This window comes from Yersinia artesiana (assembly GCF_902726545.1).
Taxonomy (GTDB): domain Bacteria; phylum Pseudomonadota; class Gammaproteobacteria; order Enterobacterales; family Enterobacteriaceae; genus Yersinia; species Yersinia artesiana.
In genome coordinates, this window is record NZ_CACVAD010000037.1 from 1 (window position 1) to 18,174 (window position 18,174).

Here is an 18,174-nt window from a genome sequence, read left to right on the forward strand (position 1 = left end):
CTTTTAGTATAAGGAAATTTAAAACGAAAATAGTTTATTTAAAACAAATAAGAGGATTAAAATAAACATGGAAAAATAAAGAAGAAATAACTAATGTACAATAAAAAAACCCTGACACCAGCGATACCAGTATCAGGGCTTATTTGCGTTCTATCGTTTACAACTTAAGGTAGGATTGAAGGCTGATCTGCGCCCTCTTTCTCTACTTTCTGCTGCAACATATGCTCACGTTTCATACCCAGTTTCAACGCCAGCGCGGACGCAACGTAGATGGATGAAACAGTACCGATGGAAACACCGATCAGCATCGTCAATGAGAAGCCTTGCAGCATCGCACCACCGAAGATAAACAGCATCAATACCACCATCAGCGTGGTTGCTGAGGTCATGATAGTACGGCTTAAGGTCTGAGTCAGGGACACGTTCATGATTTCGTAAGGTGTCCCGCGGCGAATCTTGCGGAAGTTCTCACGAATACGGTCTGATACCACAATACTGTCGTTAAGTGAGTAACCAATAACCGACATCAATGAAGCGATGATGGTCAGGTCAATCTCGATATGGAATAACGACAAGATCCCCATGGTAATAACCACGTCATGCGCCAGAGCAATAACCGCCCCCAGAGCCAGACGCCATTCAAAACGGAAACCGACATAAACCAGAATACACAGTAACGCGACTATCAACGCCATCCCGCCAGCCTGGGCTAAATCGCTGCCCACACTTGGCCCGACGAACTCGATACGTTTTACCGATGCATTCTTATCAACCGACTCATTAATAACAGAGATGACTTTGTTGCCCAATTCCTGCCCGGCAGTTCCGGTGGCGGGTGGCATACGTACCATCACATCACGGGTGCTACCAAAGTTTTGCAGAATTGGCGATTCAAAGCCCGCTGCTTCCAATGTGTCACGCAGTTGGTCCAAATCCGCAGGTTTTTCCAGGGAAATTTCAATCACCGTACCACCGGTGAAATCCAGCCCCCAGTTAAACCCTTTAGTGGACATCACCACGATGGATGCCACTAACAACAGCAATGAGACGCCGAAAGCAACATAATCCCAGCGCATAAAGTCATAGACTTTACGGCCATAGTTCAGTTGTTCAACAGTATAATCCTGTGCCACAACGTACTCCTCAAATAGACAGCTTGTTAATGCGCTTGCCGCCGTAAAGCAGGTTGACGATGGCACGAGTACCGACGATTGCGGTGAACATTGACGTTACAACACCGATTGCCGTTGTAATGGCAAAGCCTTTAATCGAACCGGTACCCACAGCATAAAGAATAATCGCTGTGATAAGTGTCGTTACGTTCGCATCGACGATACTTGAGAAGGCACCTTTGTACCCTTCATGAATCGCTTGCTGAATCGTCCGCCCGTTTCTGTACTCTTCTTTTATTCGCTCGTTAATCAGAACGTTAGCATCAACGGCTACCGCCAGGGTCAACACTATCCCGGCAATACCCGGCATGGTTAATGTCGCCCCCGGTAACAGAGACATCACGCCCACAATCAACACCAGGTTCGCCAACAGCGCAGTACTGGCAATCACACCAAATTTACGGTAGTAAACCACCATAAACAGGATAGAAACCGCCAAGCCCCACAAGCAAGCTTCCAAACCTTGAGTAATATTTTGAGAACCCAAAGTTGGCCCGATAGTGCGTTCTTCTACAATCTGGATGGGTGCAATCAATGCACCAGCGCGCAGCAATAGAGAAAGCTGACGAGCTTCAGCCGGATTATCAATGCCGGTAATGCGGAAGCTGTTACCCAAACGAGACTGGATGGTCGCGACGTTGATAACCTCTTCCTGCTTAACCAGAATCGCACGGCCATTAGCATCTTTTTTACCGCTGTCTTTATATTCTACAAACAAAGTCGCCATCGGCTTGCCGATATTGTCTTTGGTAAAATTAGACATAGCAGAACCACCCGCGCTATCGAGCGAGATATTAACCTGAGCCTGGTTATATTCGTCGGTGCTGGAAGTGGAGTCGGTAATATGGTCACCGGTCAGGATAACGCGCTTGTACAAGACAACCGGGCGGCCTTCACGCGTATTTTTGACTTCAGAATCGCCCGGTACACGACCGGAAGCAGCAACGGAGGCATCAACATTGCTGTTGACCAAACGGAATTCCAGCGTTGCCGTTGCACCAAGAATCTCTTTGGCACGTGCAGTATCCTGAATACCCGGTAACTCAACGACAATACGATCTGAACCCTGGCGCTGAACCAACGGCTCGGCTACACCTAATTGGTTAACCCGGTTACGCAGAATAGTAATGTTTTGCTGAACGGCGTATTCGCGCGCTTCCCGCAGACGGTCATCACTCATCACAGCTTTTAAGGTATTGCTGCCATTGGAGCCAATCACCAGATCACGATGGCGAGGAGAAAGGTAGCTGATAGCGTCATCGCGAGTTTTATCGTCGCGGAAACGCACTTCAACACCATAATTATCCAGTTTACGCACTGTCGCATACGGGATATTTTTCTCACGCAAATCACTGCGCAGAGTATCCATCGTTTGCTCTTGTAACTTGCCAAGCGCAGTGTCCATATCCACTTCCATCAAGAAGTGCACACCACCACGCAGGTCAAGACCAAGTTTCATCGGCTCTGCACCCAATTTTGCAAGCCACGAAGGGGTTGCAGGAGCCAGGTTCAGTGCGATTACGTATTTGTCCCCCATCGCAGCCATTAGTGCTTCACGAGCGCGCAGCTGGACGTCAGGATCTCTAAAGCGAGCCAGGATTGCACCATTTTCCAGTGCAATAGACTTGCTCGCTATGTTGTCTTTTTCTAAAACGTCACGGACTTGGACCAGCGTTGTTTCACTGGCGGCGATTCCTCGCGCACCAGTGATTTGAACAGCCGGATCCTCACCATAAAGGTTGGGAAGTGCGTATAGCAGACCGACGAAGATCACCACGATCAACATCAGATACTTCCACAAAGGATAACGGTTTAACACGGCAATTCCCTTCGGGAAAATCGAAAATTACAGAGCTTTCATTGTACCTTTCGGTAAAACGGCAGCAACGAAGTCACGTTTGATCATCACTTCAGTGGTGTCGTTCAGTGCGATAACGATATAACCTGTTTCCGCAACTTTAGTAACACGACCAAGTAAGCCACCAGTGGTCAACACTTCATCACCTTTACCAATAGAATCCATCAGTTTTTTGTGTTCTTTAGCACGTTTTTGCTGTGGACGCAGGATCATGAAGTAAAAAATCAGACCAAATACCACCAGCATAATCACCAGGGAGTACGGGCTGCTCTGAGCCGGAGCCCCGGCGGATGCGACAGCATCGGAAATGAAAAGACTCATTAAAATTCCCTCATTGTTATCAATATCAGTAGTGTGAAATCAGTGTGTTAAAATCAGCAACCGCAAAATCCTAACCGTTCAGTCCATAATTGCAAAGGCAATAATTTTAAAATCAATCGCTTAATTGTGGAGATAGTGGTGGAACAGGCTTTCCTATCCGACCATAGAAATCTTCAACGAAGCTCTCTAATTTACCCTCTTCAATAGCCTGACGTAAACCCGCCATTAAGCGTTGATAGTAACGCAGGTTATGAATGGTATTCAGGCGCGCACCCAGTATTTCGTTGCAACGATCGAGATGATGCAAGTAGGCACGGCTATAATTGCGACAAGTGTAGCAATCACAGTGTTCGTCGAGCGTTGCAGTATCACTTTTATGCTTGGCATTACGGATTTTCACCACGCCATCGGTAACAAACAAATGGCCGTTACGGGCATTACGCGTTGGCATAACACAGTCAAACATGTCGATACCGCGGCGGACACCTTCGACCAAATCCTCAGGTTTCCCCACGCCCATCAAATAGCGTGGTTTATCTGCTGGAATCTGTGGGCAGACATGTTCCAGAATACGGTGCATATCTTCTTTTGGCTCACCTACCGCCAGGCCGCCCACAGCGTAACCATCAAAACCGATATCTACCAGCCCTTTTACCGATACATCACGTAAATCTTCGTAAACGCCCCCCTGAATGATACCGAACAAGGCATTTTTATTGTTCAGTTCATCAAAGCGGTCACGACTACGTTTGGCCCAACGCAATGACATTTCCATCGAACGCTTCGCATAATCCCAATCAGCTGGGTAGGGAGTACATTCGTCGAAAATCATCACGATGTCAGAGCCGAGATCATACTGGATTTCCATCGACTTTTCTGGGCTGAGAAACACTTTATCGCCGTTGATTGGGTTTTGGAACGTCACCCCTTCTTCTTTGATTTTGCGCATCGCGCCAAGACTGAATACCTGAAAACCGCCGGAGTCAGTCAGGATTGGGCCGTGCCATTGCATAAAATCATGCAAGTCGCCGTGCAGCTTCATAATTTCCTGACCAGGGCGTAACCACAGATGGAAAGTGTTACCCAGCAGAATCTGCGCGCCGGTTTCTTTCACTTCTTCCGGCGTCATCCCCTTTACCGTACCGTAGGTGCCAACCGGCATAAATGCCGGGGTCTCTACGACACCGCGTTCAAATACCAGACGACCACGACGCGCGCGGCCATCAGTTTTTTGTAATTCGTACTTCACATAACCTCCAGCATCAGAGAAACAGTCTGGTGCGTGATTAAAAGGAGCGCATGATAGCAACTGACTCACCCGCGACACAAGCCAGACGGCTTAAGTAGCACTTATCGTTATATGCATTGTTCTATAATTTTGTATGCCACTTTATCGATAATACTTTGTCGTCTTGGTCGATGACATTAGCAGCACGACATAAGTCGATATTTCCATAAAAAGTTATGCCTGAACTATACTTTTCATGAATCTGTGACACCGCAGATATCAGCCTGTCCACTACCCTATTTTCATTATTATCCTTGCTGATAATACGGGGCATAAAATGACAAAAAAACCGAATATCCTATTAGTCCACGGCGCATGGGGCGACGGCTCTCACTGGCGTCATGTTATTCCTACGCTGCACAACAAAGATTATCCCGTCTACGCGGTACAAAACCCACTGACATCGTTGGCGGATGACGTGGAGCGTACAAGAAAGCTGGCGGCATCATTGGAAGGGCCAACCATTTTGGTTGGTCATTCCTATGGTGGTATGGTGATTTCCCAACTTGGTGACTTGCCTCATGTGGTTGGGCTGGTCTTTGTTGCTGCGTTTGCGCCGGATAAAGGCGAAAGCCTTGGCAGTATTTTCCAACTACGCGCCCCTCCTTCAGGAGCGGCCAATCTTGTTCCCGATCCGGATGGTTTTCTTTGGATTAAGCGGGAGAAATTCCACGAAAGTTTCTGTCACGATTTAGACAAAAACGAAGCCATCATTATGACTGCCGCGCAAAAACCAACCTCAGGCCGTTGCTTTGAAGACACCTCGGCAGAACCGGCGTGGAAAACCATACCTAGTTGGTATCAGATTTCCAATCAGGACCATATGATACCGCCAGAAACCCAGCAATGGTTTACAGAACGGATGAAACCGAAGAAAACCATTCGTCTGGACTCCAGCCACGCCTCTCTGGCTTCCCATCCCAATGAAATCATAGCGTTGATTGAAGAGGCGGCCAAAGGCCATTAATCAACGTTTATCCCGGAGACAGATACTGTCTCCGGCTGTTTCAGGGGGATCACCTAGAAAAATGAGCCGGCATAAAGAGAACATGCTCTACTGATTATCCGCTCCATCCAGGGATATCATTTCTGTGCTTGCCTGCGGATTACGGCTGATAAACATGGCATCACCGTAACTGAAAAAGCGATATTGCTCGGCAACCGCCTGCTGGTATGCATTCATGGTATTTTTATAACCAGCAAAAGCAGAAACCAACATTATCAATGTTGATTCAGGCAAATGGAAATTGGTTATTAATGCATCAACAACCTGATAGTGATAACCCGGATAAATAAAGATTCGGGTATCACCAAAGAAAGGAGCAATCAGGCCATTATCGCTCGCTTTGGCGGCACTTTCCAATGAACGTACTGAGGTCGTGCCCACCGCAACGACCCGATTACCACGGGCCTTACAGGCCAGAACTGCATCAACCACTTCTTGCGGCACTTCTGCGTACTCAGAATGCATGATGTGATCTTCAATTGTTTCGACTCGCACCGGCTGGAACGTTCCTGCGCCGACATGCAAGGTAACAAAAGCCATCTCAATGCCTTTTTCTCGCAATGCCGCCAGCATCGGCTCATCGAAATGTAAACCTGCGGTCGGCGCTGCCACTGCCCCCAGGCGTTGGCTGTATACCGTTTGGTATAGCTCGCGATCGGCATCTTCATCAGGTCGGTCTATATAAGGAGGCAAAGGCATATGGCCGACCGCATCCAAAATAGTGAAAACATCCCGCTCATCGTCAAAACGCAACTCAAATAGTGTGTCATGGCGTGCCAGCATAGTGGCACAAATGCTCTCATCGTCACCTAGCAGCAGCTCAGTACCGGGTTTAGGCGCTTTTGACGCTTTGACATGAGCCAGAACACGGTGATCATCCAAAACGCGCTCCACTAACACTTCAAGCTTGCCACCGCTGGCTTTGCGACCAAATAAACGCGCCGGAATAACCCGCGTATTATTGAATACCAGCAGATCACCGGGCACCAGTTTATCCAGCAAATCAGTGAAAATGCCGTGCGTTAGTGTTCCCGTTGGGCCATCCAGAGACAATAAGCGGCAACCGCTACGCTGGGGCTGAGGGTAATGGGCAATAAGTGATTCTGGCAGCTCAAAAGAAAAATCGGCAACGCGCATGGCTTTCCACTTTATATCAGAACAGACCCGGCCCACAGATATCAGGGGCAGGTTCACAAAAATAGGCGGCTAGTCTAGAACCCTGAAGGGCTGGCTGCAAGAAATAAGGAGAATTAGCGGCTATTTGCATTATACTCAACGCATGAATTTTCTTGCTCACCTCCATCTTGCAACACTGGCTGACAGCTCTTTATTGGGCAATTTGTTGGCCGACTTTGTACGCGGTAATCCGCAAGGGGAATACTCCCCTGAGATAGTCGCTGGCATCATGATGCATCGTCGCGTTGATGTGATGACTGATACATTGCCATTAGTGAAAGAGGCCCGTGGCTATTTCAGTGCAGACTATCGCCGCGTTGCACCTATTACTCTGGATGTATTATGGGATCATTTTCTGGCCCGCAATTGGGATAAACTGATGCCAGACTGCTCGCTGCCCGATTTTATCGCGCATGCGCAATGCCAAATCTTGCCGCATTTACCCCTGACACCGGCTCGCTTTCAGAATCTCAATGCCTATCTGTGGCCAGAGCGTTGGCTGGAACGCTACGCTGAACTACCCTTTATAGCTGATGTGTTACAAGGCATGGCTAACCGACGGCCAAAGCTGGCAGCACTTGCGGGGTCATTTCACGATATAGAGCAACACTATCAGCCATTAGAACAGTTGTTTTGGGATTTTTATCCTGCAATGATGTTACAGGCACAAGATAAACAAATTTAGATTAAAACATTCTTTATTGTATGGTTATTGATTCTAAGTCACTTGCGCTTTCTGTAAGAATGGGTATCTTAGCAAGACTAAGAAACTAAAATCGTTGTAACAATAGGTAAAAGCTATCACAACAATTGGTATTTATCCCTTTATTCATCGCGCTTAAATACCTATGCTGTGCCGATACTTTTAAGACAACTGGTTAATCCATCCCTAATTAACAGGAGTAATTTATGGTTCTGGTAACTCGTCAAGCCCCTGATTTTACAGCAGCTGCTGTTCTTGGTAGCGGCGAAATCGTTGAAAACTTCAACCTGAAAAAACACCTGAACGGCCGCCCTGCTGTCCTGTTCTTCTGGCCAATGGACTTCACTTTCGTTTGTCCTTCAGAGTTGATCGCTTTCGACCACCGTTACGAAGAATTCCAGAAACGTGGCGTTGAAGTTGTTGGTGTTTCTTTTGACTCCGAGTTCGTACACAACGCATGGCGTAAAACCCCGGTCGATAAAGGCGGTATTGGTGAAGTTAAATACCCAATGGTTGCTGATATCAAACGTGAAATTCAGAAAGCCTACGGTATTGAGCACCCAGATGCTGGCGTTGCACTGCGCGGTTCTTTCCTGATCGACAAAAACGGTGTTGTTCGTCACCAAGTGGTTAACGACCTGCCACTGGGCCGTAACGTTGACGAAATGCTGCGTATGGTTGATGCACTGCAATTCCACGAAGAACACGGCGAAGTTTGCCCTGCTCAGTGGGAGAAAGGTAAAGCAGGTATGGGCGCATCTCCAGACGGCGTAGCTAAATATCTGTCTGAAAACGCCTCTAAACTGTAATAACAGTTTATGCCACCCCTAATTTATTCGGGGGTATCAAGCCAGTCAGTTCACACTGACTGGCTTTTTTATTTTGTAAAATTTGCAAATGGGTGCTTGAAAACTGCTACCTGACAACGAAAGACGGGGATTGCTCCCCGCCCGATTGCCTTACCGTTCAGATTCGTAAGCTAAAATGGCCGCAACCTCTTTGTTTCCATCTTTTAAGCGTAATTCACACAGTGACTTATGCGTAATCAATGTAAATGCCAGCACTGTTATGCAAACAATTAACAGGCATAAAACAAGCGTATTCTTTGGCATATTCAGCCTCCTTGCCTTGCCTTTCGGCGGGTAAAAGGCTACCGTAATGTTGCTAGGCATTAGGGAGCCTCGTATTGATTAACTTCAGTACGGGGCTTTTTCCTATCTGCTTTATGACAACAACTGTTTTTACAAAAGCACTTACAGCACTGATTCAAACAATGCCCAAAGCAGACAGCTTCAAGCACCCGCCGCAGAGTCTATATAATAATCTTTTCGATTCCCAGCTTATGCAATTTAGGAATATTTACTTATTTTCAATAAGTTATTTCTATTTATCTTTACTCCACTCAAACAAAACACACCTCCCTGCCTGGTAATAACTGACTCATTTCCCTTGCGCTGCTAATTAATTAGCAGTCATAAACATTAATTCTGCTATTAATTATTACTGGCGTGTGTTTTTCACACTCCATAAGCAGCGATTATCAGCTGCCAGACAAAAATGACCGGGTCATCCCTGGCGGGCAGGAAATAACAGGAGTCAGAATGCATTTGCAAAAATGGAACAAACCCTTAGCTGTATTGGCTTTGCTCATCAGTGGTACGGTGCATGCGGCCTCAACACCTGCGGTGGAAGCAAAAAATGGCATGGTAGTAACATCCCAATATCTGGCTTCACAGGTTGGGACTGACATTCTAAAAATGGGGGGGAACGCGGTTGATGCAGCGGTAGCCGTGGGCTATGCGCAAGCAGTAGTGAATCCGTGCTGTGGCAATATTGGCGGTGGTGGCTTTATGACCATTCACCTTGCAGATGGAACGGACACATTTATAAATTTCCGTGAAACCGCTCCTGCCGCGGCCAGTGCCGATATGTATCTGGATAACGAGGGTAAAGTCACCAAAGACGCCAGTTTGTATGGTTATCTGGCTGCTGGTGTTCCCGGTACTGTATTGGGAATGGATAGTGCACAAAAGAAATACGGCAAATTAACCCGCCAGCAAGTCATGGCTCCGGCGATCAAACTGGCACGGGAAGGCTTTGTATTGACCCGCGCTGATACGGATATTCTTGATACAACCGTTAAACGCTTCCGCCAAGATCCTGAATCAGCTCGTATTTTCCTACGTAAAAATGGTGAAGCTCTGCAACCAGGTGACCGTCTGATTCAAGCTGATCTGGCTGATACTCTGACTGCTATCTCAGAGAAAGGGCCGGATGCTTTCTATCAAGGGAAGATACCGCAAGCAGTTGAAGCGGCAGCTAAAAAAGGCGGAGGTATTTTGACCGCTGCCGATTTTGCCAATTATAAAATCACGGAAACCGCCCCGATTACCTGTAGCTATCGTGGCTATAAATTCGTCTCCTCTCCGCCACCTAGCTCCGGCGGCGTAACCTTATGTGAGACGTTGAATGTCCTTGAGGGATATGACCTGAAGAGCATGGGCTTTAACTCTGCCGCTTATATTCATACACTGACAGAAGCGATGCGCCATGCTTATATGGATCGCAATACTTTCCTCGGCGATCCTGAATTTGTTAAAAATCCGATTGACCGCCTGCTGAGTAAAAGTTATGCCGCAGATATTCGCAAGCAAATTGTCGCCAACAAGGCCACGCCGTCGGTAGAAGTTCAGCCGGGTATGCAGCCGCATGAGAAACCTGAAACAACTCACTATTCTATCGTCGATCATGATGGCAACGCCGTTTCTACCACCTATACGGTGAATGGTCGCTTTGGTGCAGTCGTCATTGCACCTGGTACCGGCTTTTTCCTGAATGATGAAATGGATGATTTTACCGTCAAAGTCGGTGAGCAAAACCTGTATGGTTTGGTACAGGGAGCAACCAATTCCATCGCCCCCGGTAAGCGCCCACTATCGTCTATGAGCCCTACACTGGTGACCAAAGACGGTAAGACATTTATGGTATTAGGCTCACCCGGCGGTTCACGGATCATCACCATTACCTTGCAAACCGCATTGAATGTAATTGACCACGGTATGGCACCGCAAGAGGCCGTAGATGCGCCCCGCATCCATCATCAGTGGCTACCCGATGAAGTTTACTACGAGCAACGTGGGGTATCCGCAGACAGTCTTAATCTGCTGAAAACAATGGGATATAAAATGGTTGAGCAGAATCCTTGGGGAGCAGCCGAGTTAATTTTGGTCGGATTAGCGGGTGTTGAGGGTGTCAGCCCTGCCAATTCGGGCAATGATTCTGCCGTCTCAGGGAAAGTGAGAGAGGGTTACTTGTATGGAGCTAATGATGTTCGCCGCCCAGCAGGGGCCGCCATCGGTTACTGATAGTAATGGCTTACTAATGTAACTCATCCCCCATCAATATATCGATGGGGGTATTCATCTGTTTAGATTACCAGGGTAGTGAATGTCCTTGATAATCAATAAAGCCATGACCACCTTTGCCGGAAGCGTGCTCAATTTGATCCACCACCCCTTTCACACTGGTCGCTATTGTCAGTGGTGCGGCATCCCCGCCCATATCTGTTTTTACCCAACCCGGGTGAATAGATAACACCGTCAACGAGGGGTCCGCTACTTCGGCGACTAAATTGCGCGTCATCATATTCAATGCAGCTTTACTGGCTGAATACAAAGGCTTATGGCCTGAAGCATTATGTCCAAGACTCCCCAGTTGTGAGGACATAAAGGCTAATACACTATGAGTAGGATTGCGCTGTGCCAGCAAAAGCTGGGCAATTCGGATCGGGGAAATCGCATTGGTTTGGAACAATTCGAGGATCTCTTCCGGTTTGGCATCAAGCGCAGATTGATGTTCTGGCCCGGAGATACCGGCATTAATAAAAATCAGGTCAAACGTTTGACCCTGCACCTGTGGTAAGAATGCTTTAATACTGTCGGGTTGGTTAATATCCAATGTTAGCCAATGGGCCGCATGTGCAGCAGTATCTTTTGCTACACCGCGTGTGGTCGCGGTGACTGACCAGCCACGGCGGTTAAGCTCATCAACCAACCCCAGCCCCAATCCCCGAGAGGCGCCGATTATCAATGCCTGTCTTTTAGCTGTGCTCATCATATTTTCCCTTCGGTGAATTTACCTGACAACTATCTATACCCGTTATAGACATAGTATTTCAACCAAAGAAAAAGCGGCATTTCGCCGCTTTAATCTATAACACTGAATAACTAACTCTTAAGTTAGCACTCACTATGGCTAATAACTAAGATTGACCACGCCACAAAGTGATACTCTCGCCAGACAATTGCAGATTGACCCCAGAGTCAGTGAGATCCAGTTCTGATATCCCTTCTAAACGCTGCCACTGAGCAATATTCAGTAAAGGAGATACGGGTAAGAAGATATCACTCGCGCGATTGCGCTGGATGGCTACCATCACCCGCTCGCGCTGATAGCTGCGAATAAAGACCAGAGAATCGCCATCGGCATGGATAACCTGGCATCCACCGCGGCGCAGAGCCAAACTGTTGTGCCGCAAAGCTGCCATTCGCTGACACAATGTCAGCAAGTCGTCATCCCACAATGCTTCGTCCCACGGGAAAGGTTTGCGGCAGAAGGGATCATTGCCGCCATCGAGGCCAATTTCATCGCCATAAAATAAGCAGGGCACGCCAATCCAGCTAAATAGCCATATCAACGCCATTTGCATGCGCGTTTTATCGCCATTCAGCAAAGTGATAAAACGGGCAGTATCATGGCTATCCAATTGATTAAACATACGCAGTTGGTGCCCATGAGGTAATCCGGCACGATATTCATCCATCCAATAGGCACAATCCTCCGCGCTGAGTTTTATTGGATGATAGGCGACATCACAACCCGCCAGGAAGCTGCGTACCGGCAAAGCGAACCCCATATAATTCATGGCCGCATCTTCTACTCCGGCATGGAGCCAGTTTCGCGCATCGCCAAAATGCTCGCCCAAAATATAGGCCTGAGGATTTTCGTCTTTCGCCGCCTGATAAATCCCCGCCAGATGATGAAAATTCCCTTTTGCACCGCCTTCTTCACCCAACATATGCACCACATCCAGCCGCCAGCCATCAATACTGTAAGGCGGTTTTAACCAATGGCGCACCACACTGTCTTCGGCGCGATAAATTTGGTTAACCACATCTTCACTCGCGAAGTTGAGTTTCGGCAAGCTGGCATTGCCCTTCCAATCCAGCGCCCGACCATCGGGGAAGAAATTAAACCACCCCCGATAGGGTGAATCAGGGTGGTGACAAGCACCGTTTTCCCCCTGTTGATGACGGTCAAACCAATGATGGGAATCACCGGTGTGGTTAAACACACCATCGAGCACCAATTTCATGCCAACATCACGGGTAGCGCCGCGTAATTGCAAGAAAGCACTTTCGCCACCAAAGTAAGGATCAACCTGATAATAATCTTCTGTATCGTATTTATGCACACTGGGTGCGGTGAAAATCGGGTTAAGATAAAGCGCAGTCACACCCAACTTTTGTAGATAGGGGAGTTTTTGGCAAATACCGGCCAAATCGCCGCCATAGAATGTCGAGGCAGCATTCACATCATCCAATGGTTGTTGCCATTCACGACGCGATACCGCATGCCCCGCAGCGTGATGGAGATAACTGCCATTCTGCACCCCATGTTCACTTTGGCTACTGGCAAAACGGTCGGGGAAAATTTGATAAAAAATTTGATCGGCAACCCAGTCAGGGCCACTGTCTGGCAACTCAATAGCAAACTGAGCCAATTGCGCCGGAGGAACTACCGAAAAACCTAATGGCCCGAACCACAGTTGATCATCATTCCACAGTAACTTGAAGCAATAACGCCGTACTGGTTGACCTTCATGTAATGGCAATGTTGCGCGATAACGCCAGAAACCATCGTGCAGTTCACCCTTCATGGTGAGCAGCCACTCTTCATTATCCGGCTCACAGCGTAAGAAAACTTGTGCAGGTAAATTATCCCCCTGCAACCACTCTCCATGTAACCACAGTGTAATATGTAACGCATCGCCCCGTAGACGGACAAAAGGCGCGACCGGTAGATGCCAACCACTCAGCATAAAACTCTCCTGCTTTAACCAAAACGATTGCTGTTAAGGCTATCTGGTGCAGACATTAACGCCGCGACACATTCACCTGTATAAATAAGTCGATAGAAACAATGCCATGTTGCAGAGGAATACCCCTCATCTGTCAGCATAAATATTGAGGATGAGGTCGGGGGCGGAGAGAACTATTGAATGGCTAAATAAAGAGACAAAAAAACCGGGAGATCTCCCGGCCAGACTGCTGACAAAGCCAAATGAAGGGGAAGCGTGCCGTTGGGGTCGCTCTTAGTTTCAAATACAAGCGCGTAAGCGACCGAAGTGCCCCGAGGTGCGGTAAACCCTTCACTCACTAAGTTATCAACAGCTTTGTCATTACGCTCAAGCCGGGATATCTCCCGGCTTTATATTCAAAATTACTCTGCGATTTTCAGCTCATTCGCTTTCTTCTTCTGATGATTTACCTTGAAGTAATATCCCACCAGCAATAAAGCTATCCACACTAACCCGACATACAGAGAGACACGAGTCGTTGGGAACCAGCCAATCAGCCCAATGATAAACACCAGGAAAATGATCGCCAGCACGGAAGTAAAGGTGCCGCCACGCAGCGGGAAATCGAGCGCTTTCACTTGATCTTTACTTAACGAGCGGCGGAAACCAATTTGGGAGAATAGGATCATAATCCACACCCAGACGGTCGCAAAGGTCGCGAGTGAAGCGATAACCAGGAACACATTTTCCGGCATAATGTAGTTCAGATAAACCGCCGTCAGCATGGCTCCCATCATCACCAACACCGTCACCCACGGCACACCGCGTTTAGAAATCGCGGCAAAGGCTTTGGGGGCATGGCCCTGCTCCGCCATCCCGTTGAGCATACGGCCGACACCGAACACATCACTGTTAATGGCTGATAATGATGCGGTGATAACCACAAAGTTCAGAATCCCCGCAGCAACAGTAATTCCCATATGCTGGAAGGTCAGCACAAACGGGCTACCGTTAGTGCCCACTTGGTTCCATGGGTAAATAGACATGATGACAAACAGGGTACCGACGTAGAACATCAGGATACGCCATGGCACTGAGTTGATGGCTTTCGGAATAGACTTTTTCGGATCTTCTGCTTCACCGGCAGTAATCCCGATAATCTCAATCCCACCATAAGCAAACATCACCAGTTGCAATGACAGAATCATGCCAACAAAACCGTTACTGAAGAAGCCGCCGTTAGTCCATAAATTATGAATACCAGTCGGCTGCCCACCATTGCCGATACCCCAGACAATGATACCAATACCGGCCAAAATCATAACGATGATGGTGGCAACTTTGAAGAATGAGAACCAGAACTCCAGCTCACCGAACACCTTAACGCTCATCATATTGACGGCACCAATGATGAGGACAACACTCAGCACCCATATCCAATGCGGCACATCCGGGAACCAGACCCCCATATAGATACCGAACGCGGTCACATCGGCAATCGCAACAATCAGAATCTCAAAGCAATAAGTCCAACCGGTGATATAGCCCGCCATTGGCCCAAGATAATCTTGCGCATAACGAGAAAAAGAGCTGGCCTGTGGGTTATTGACGGACATTTCACCCAGAGCGCGCATGATGATAAATGCCACCACACCACCAATCAGGTACGCCAATAATACGCTTGGCCCCGCCATTCTTATTGCATCAGCCGAACCATAGAATAAGCCGGTACCTATTGCTGACCCCAATGCCATAAAGCGGATATGGCGTGTTGTTAGGCCGCGTTTCAGCTTATTTTTGACTGGTAATTCCATGAACTTTATCCCGTCTTTTTTCAGCAAAAAGCCACGGGGATGAGCCGTGGCTAAAAATACTCGATGACTGTGCAGTTATTGCTTGGCGGCAACAACCTGACGACAGCACAGGCGATCGTACAACCCTACGACGACGAATACCAGCAGGGATGGTGATAACCATGCCAGACCTTGCTCAGCTAATGGCAAATGCTGAGTCCATTCCGGCAGATATTCTGCAAAGGTCGAGGCCTTTACCGCATCGAGGATACCGAATAACAAACTGACCAACATGACCGGAGCCACGATACGTGGAGCATGGTGCCACCAGCGCAAAGTGAAACTCATCAGCACCAACACAATGCATGGCGGGTAAATTGCCGTCAGCACCGGAATGGAAATCTGAATCAGATGGCTCAGTCCTAAATTCGATACCATCATTGAGAAGATACCGAGGATAAATACCAATGTACGGTATGACAGCGGCAAATACTGGGCAAAGAATTCAGCGCAGGCACAAGTCAGGCCCACCGCGGTCACCATACAGGCGATGAAAATCAACGCCGCCAGGAACACGCTGCCTAAACCACCGAAGGTGTGCTGAACATAGGCATGCAATACCACGGCACCATTTTGTGCATCGGGCACCAAACCACCGCTACTTGAACCCAACTTAAACAAGCTCAGATAAACCAGCGTCAGACCGATACCGGCAATCAAGCCGGCCCAAATGGTATAGCGCGTCAGCAATCCAGCAGAAACCACACCACGTGAACGCGCTGCATTGACGATGACGATACCGAACACCAAAGCACCTAAGGTATCCATGGTCAAATAGCCATTGACGAAACCAGAAGAAAACGCGGCATTCTGATATGCATCAGTGGCCGGAATCAGCGGGCCAGCAGGCCAAATCAACGCTGCGATACCTAAAATAGCCAGTGCTAAAATTTTCAGTGGCGCGAGAATATGCCCGACCGTATCCAGCAAACGCCCCGGATACAGGGAAATCCCGATCACCAGTGCAAAGTAGACCACACTGTAAATAAACAGTGGCAGCGGGCCATCCCCCGTTAAAGGCGCAATACCGACTTCAAAGGAAACTGTCGCAGTACGCGGGGTGGCAAATAGAGGGCCAACGGCCAGATAACAAACAGTTGCCAGTACCAGGCCGGCACCGCGACCAATTGGGGTACTCAGGGCATCAATACCACCGCCCACGCGAGCCAGCGCGATAACAGTAATGACCGGTAATCCAACGGCGGTAATCAGGAAGCCCAAAGCGGCCCACCACACATGTTCACCCGATTGTAAACCAACCATCGGTGGGAAGATGATATTGCCGGCCCCAACGAATAAGGCAAAGGTCATAAAGCCCAATGCCATAATATCTTTAGACGATAAACGATGACTCATAGTGATGTGCGTTGCCTAGTTAAATGATCAAAAGAAAAAGTCCTAAGTTGTGGTCTTTCCGACGTGATCGAAACGATACAAAGCTCTGATAAACGCAAACTCCGGCGGTTAATAAGCAATCTATTTCGTCAGTATGCAGTGTTTTTGAAGTTATTTGCAGGTGGAATAGGCCAACAACGGCGGTAAGTAGACCGTTTATAGCGGAGAAAGGCAAGTCGGGATCACAAAAGCAGAGTCTTCATCCATACAATATTTAAAAAGCAGTTAATCATGCCAGATTTTGAGAAATACACATCATATGATTTGTATCATTTATATCCAATCATTAACAATTTACAGCTAATACTCTCTAACAATCCAGCCACATTAATAGGCAAAACCCAACTCTTGCCGAGTGCGATTCAGGATCTCTGGGGGCAAGGGCAAATAGCCGTCATGAGTCACGCGCTGTTGCCCTTCTGGTGATAAAACGCGTTCAAGAAAGGCCGCAGTCAACGGCTCTAGCGGCTGGCCCGGCGCTTTATTGATATCAATATCATGGTAGCGAGCCAGGGGGTAGCGGCCATCTTTAACATTCTCAGCCGTTGGCATCACATAATCCTGTCCGTTCGTCGACAAGGACAATGGCTTAACACCACTGTTTCGAAAACCAATACTGGCGTAACCCATACCATTCAGTGAACCGGCCACAGCTTGCACCACGGAAGCAGACCCAGGCAATTCATTGATATTATTTGAAAAATCGCCACCACACAGTACTAGTTGTTTGAAAAAGCCATAGGTGCCGGAGGCAGAATTTCGGCTATAACGTTGTATCGAGCGTTCAGCCCAGCGCCCTTTTAGCCCAAGTTCGCCAAAACGTTGGATGCGATGGGATTCCCCACAACGGCGGTTTTGTGAAAAGACAGCATCAAGCTGAGATAAGGTGAGTTTATCCAGTGGATTATCCTGATGGACAAAAACCACCAATGCATCCACTGCGACAGGGACAGCAAGTGGTGGATAGCCATAGCGCTCAGTAAATGCCGTGATTTCAGCCGCTTTCATTGGCCGGCTCATTGGGCCGAGTTGAGCGGCCCCCGCCGCCAGTGCTGCTGGGGCAGTTGAGGAACCTGCCGCCTGTATTTGCAAATTAACGCCGGGGTAATGATGATTGAAATCATCAGCCCATAAAGACATCAAGTTAGCTAAAGTGTCAGAACCGACACTGGAAAGATTACCAGACAGAGTATCTGGCTTTGGCACATCAACCACTGTGCCCGACGATACCGCGACAGGGAGCGCCAGGGTGCCGCAGCTAAACCCTAGCAGAGCATGCAACAGCACCAGTTTTCCCCATCTCATCAGTTTGATATCCATACA

15 protein-coding genes are annotated in these 18,174 nt (G+C 48.1%); 4 read left to right on the forward strand and 11 right to left on the reverse strand.

All coding sequences use genetic code 11. From position 1 onward, the window contains the following. Positions 1-164: 164 nt before the first annotated feature. The 4 genes from secF to tgt all read right to left on the reverse strand — a co-directional run bounded on the left by secF (position 165) and on the right by tgt (position 4,600). A complete protein-coding gene (gene secF, locus HU019_RS13440; protein WP_013649437.1) occupies positions 165-1,133 on the reverse strand; it encodes a protein translocase subunit SecF in 969 nt (322 codons plus the stop codon). Between the two features lie 10 nt (positions 1,134-1,143). Further along, on the reverse strand, positions 1,144-2,991 hold the full coding sequence (gene secD / locus HU019_RS13445) for a protein translocase subunit SecD (RefSeq protein WP_174849407.1): 1,848 nt from the start codon (positions 2,989-2,991) through the stop codon (positions 1,144-1,146). Between the two features lie 27 nt (positions 2,992-3,018). Then, a complete protein-coding gene (gene yajC / locus HU019_RS13450) occupies positions 3,019-3,351 on the reverse strand; it encodes a preprotein translocase subunit YajC (RefSeq protein ID WP_005166605.1) in 333 nt (110 codons plus the stop codon). Between the two features lie 112 nt (positions 3,352-3,463). Continuing rightward, entirely contained in the window at positions 3,464-4,600 is a 1,137-nt protein-coding gene (gene tgt, locus HU019_RS13455; RefSeq protein ID WP_005166606.1) for a tRNA guanosine(34) transglycosylase Tgt, read from the reverse strand. Between the two features lie 316 nt (positions 4,601-4,916). Here tgt and HU019_RS13460 point away from each other — a divergent pair, with 316 nt between their 5' ends. Next, positions 4,917-5,606 (forward strand): alpha/beta hydrolase, encoded by a 690-nt coding sequence (locus tag HU019_RS13460; protein WP_174849408.1) that lies wholly within the window; start codon positions 4,917-4,919, stop codon positions 5,604-5,606. A gap of 87 nt (positions 5,607-5,693) precedes the next feature. On the opposite strand, the gene queA is transcribed toward HU019_RS13460, so the two are convergent. Further along, a complete protein-coding gene (gene queA, locus HU019_RS13465; protein WP_174849409.1) occupies positions 5,694-6,782 on the reverse strand; it encodes a tRNA preQ1(34) S-adenosylmethionine ribosyltransferase-isomerase QueA in 1,089 nt (362 codons plus the stop codon). A gap of 142 nt (positions 6,783-6,924) precedes the next feature. Between queA and HU019_RS13470 the strand changes: the two genes are divergently transcribed. Both HU019_RS13470 and HU019_RS13475 read left to right on the forward strand, forming a co-directional pair. Beyond that, positions 6,925-7,506 carry an acyl carrier protein phosphodiesterase gene (locus HU019_RS13470; RefSeq protein ID WP_174849449.1) on the forward strand — a complete coding sequence of 194 codons (582 nt, stop codon included), beginning with the start codon at positions 6,925-6,927 and terminating at the stop codon, positions 7,504-7,506. A 224-nt stretch (positions 7,507-7,730) separates the two neighbouring features. Beyond that, positions 7,731-8,333, forward strand: a complete 603-nt coding sequence (locus HU019_RS13475) for a peroxiredoxin C (RefSeq protein ID WP_174849410.1) — start codon at positions 7,731-7,733, stop codon at positions 8,331-8,333. 150 nt (positions 8,334-8,483) lie between these two features. Here HU019_RS13475 and HU019_RS13480 read toward each other — a convergent pair whose 3' ends face one another. Next, positions 8,484-8,636, reverse strand: a complete 153-nt coding sequence (locus HU019_RS13480) for a type I toxin-antitoxin system Hok family toxin (RefSeq protein ID WP_174849411.1) — start codon at positions 8,634-8,636, stop codon at positions 8,484-8,486. A 489-nt stretch (positions 8,637-9,125) separates the two neighbouring features. On the opposite strand from HU019_RS13480, the gene ggt reads away from it, so the two are divergent. Then, positions 9,126-10,889 carry a gamma-glutamyltransferase gene (gene ggt / locus HU019_RS13485; RefSeq protein WP_174849412.1) on the forward strand — a complete coding sequence of 588 codons (1,764 nt, stop codon included), beginning with the start codon at positions 9,126-9,128 and terminating at the stop codon, positions 10,887-10,889. 67 nt (positions 10,890-10,956) lie between these two features. Here ggt and HU019_RS13490 read toward each other — a convergent pair whose 3' ends face one another. From HU019_RS13490 to HU019_RS13510, 5 genes are all read right to left on the reverse strand, one after another. Further along, positions 10,957-11,637 carry an SDR family oxidoreductase gene (locus HU019_RS13490; RefSeq protein WP_174849450.1) on the reverse strand — a complete coding sequence of 227 codons (681 nt, stop codon included), beginning with the start codon at positions 11,635-11,637 and terminating at the stop codon, positions 10,957-10,959. Between the two features lie 148 nt (positions 11,638-11,785). Then, positions 11,786-13,624 (reverse strand): maltodextrin glucosidase, encoded by a 1,839-nt coding sequence (gene malZ / locus HU019_RS13495; RefSeq protein WP_174849413.1) that lies wholly within the window; start codon positions 13,622-13,624, stop codon positions 11,786-11,788. Between the two features lie 401 nt (positions 13,625-14,025). Beyond that, a complete protein-coding gene (proY, locus tag HU019_RS13500; RefSeq protein ID WP_050077314.1) occupies positions 14,026-15,417 on the reverse strand; it encodes a proline-specific permease ProY in 1,392 nt (463 codons plus the stop codon). A gap of 75 nt (positions 15,418-15,492) precedes the next feature. Further along, positions 15,493-16,812, reverse strand: coding sequence for a branched-chain amino acid transport system II carrier protein (brnQ, locus tag HU019_RS13505; protein WP_174849414.1), 1,320 nt, complete (start codon positions 16,810-16,812; stop codon positions 15,493-15,495). Positions 16,813-17,178: 366 nt separating this feature from the next. Beyond that, entirely contained in the window at positions 17,179-18,156 is a 978-nt protein-coding gene (locus HU019_RS13510) for a PstS family phosphate ABC transporter substrate-binding protein (protein ID WP_174850495.1), read from the reverse strand. Positions 18,157-18,174: the final 18 nt, after the last annotated feature.

Excerpts from the sequence above, each read along its gene's own strand:
- yajC (WP_005166605.1), bottom strand. The coding sequence starts at position 3,351 with ATGAGTCTTTTCATTTCCGATGCTGTCGCATCCGCCGGGGCTCCGGCT.
- HU019_RS13460 (WP_174849408.1), top strand. The coding sequence starts at position 4,917 with ATGACAAAAAAACCGAATATCCTATTAGTCCACGGCGCATGGGGCGAC.
- queA (WP_174849409.1), bottom strand. The coding sequence starts at position 6,782 with ATGCGCGTTGCCGATTTTTCTTTTGAGCTGCCAGAATCACTTATTGCC.
- HU019_RS13470 (WP_174849449.1), top strand. The coding sequence starts at position 6,925 with ATGAATTTTCTTGCTCACCTCCATCTTGCAACACTGGCTGACAGCTCT.
- HU019_RS13475 (WP_174849410.1), top strand. The coding sequence starts at position 7,731 with ATGGTTCTGGTAACTCGTCAAGCCCCTGATTTTACAGCAGCTGCTGTT.
- HU019_RS13480 (WP_174849411.1), bottom strand. The coding sequence starts at position 8,636 with ATGCCAAAGAATACGCTTGTTTTATGCCTGTTAATTGTTTGCATAACA.
- ggt (WP_174849412.1), top strand. The coding sequence starts at position 9,126 with ATGCATTTGCAAAAATGGAACAAACCCTTAGCTGTATTGGCTTTGCTC.
- HU019_RS13490 (WP_174849450.1), bottom strand. The coding sequence starts at position 11,637 with ATGAGCACAGCTAAAAGACAGGCATTGATAATCGGCGCCTCTCGGGGA.
- malZ (WP_174849413.1), bottom strand. The coding sequence starts at position 13,624 with ATGCTGAGTGGTTGGCATCTACCGGTCGCGCCTTTTGTCCGTCTACGG.
- proY (WP_050077314.1), bottom strand. The coding sequence starts at position 15,417 with ATGGAATTACCAGTCAAAAATAAGCTGAAACGCGGCCTAACAACACGC.
- brnQ (WP_174849414.1), bottom strand. The coding sequence starts at position 16,812 with ATGAGTCATCGTTTATCGTCTAAAGATATTATGGCATTGGGCTTTATG.
- HU019_RS13510 (WP_174850495.1), bottom strand. The coding sequence starts at position 18,156 with ATGAGATGGGGAAAACTGGTGCTGTTGCATGCTCTGCTAGGGTTTAGC.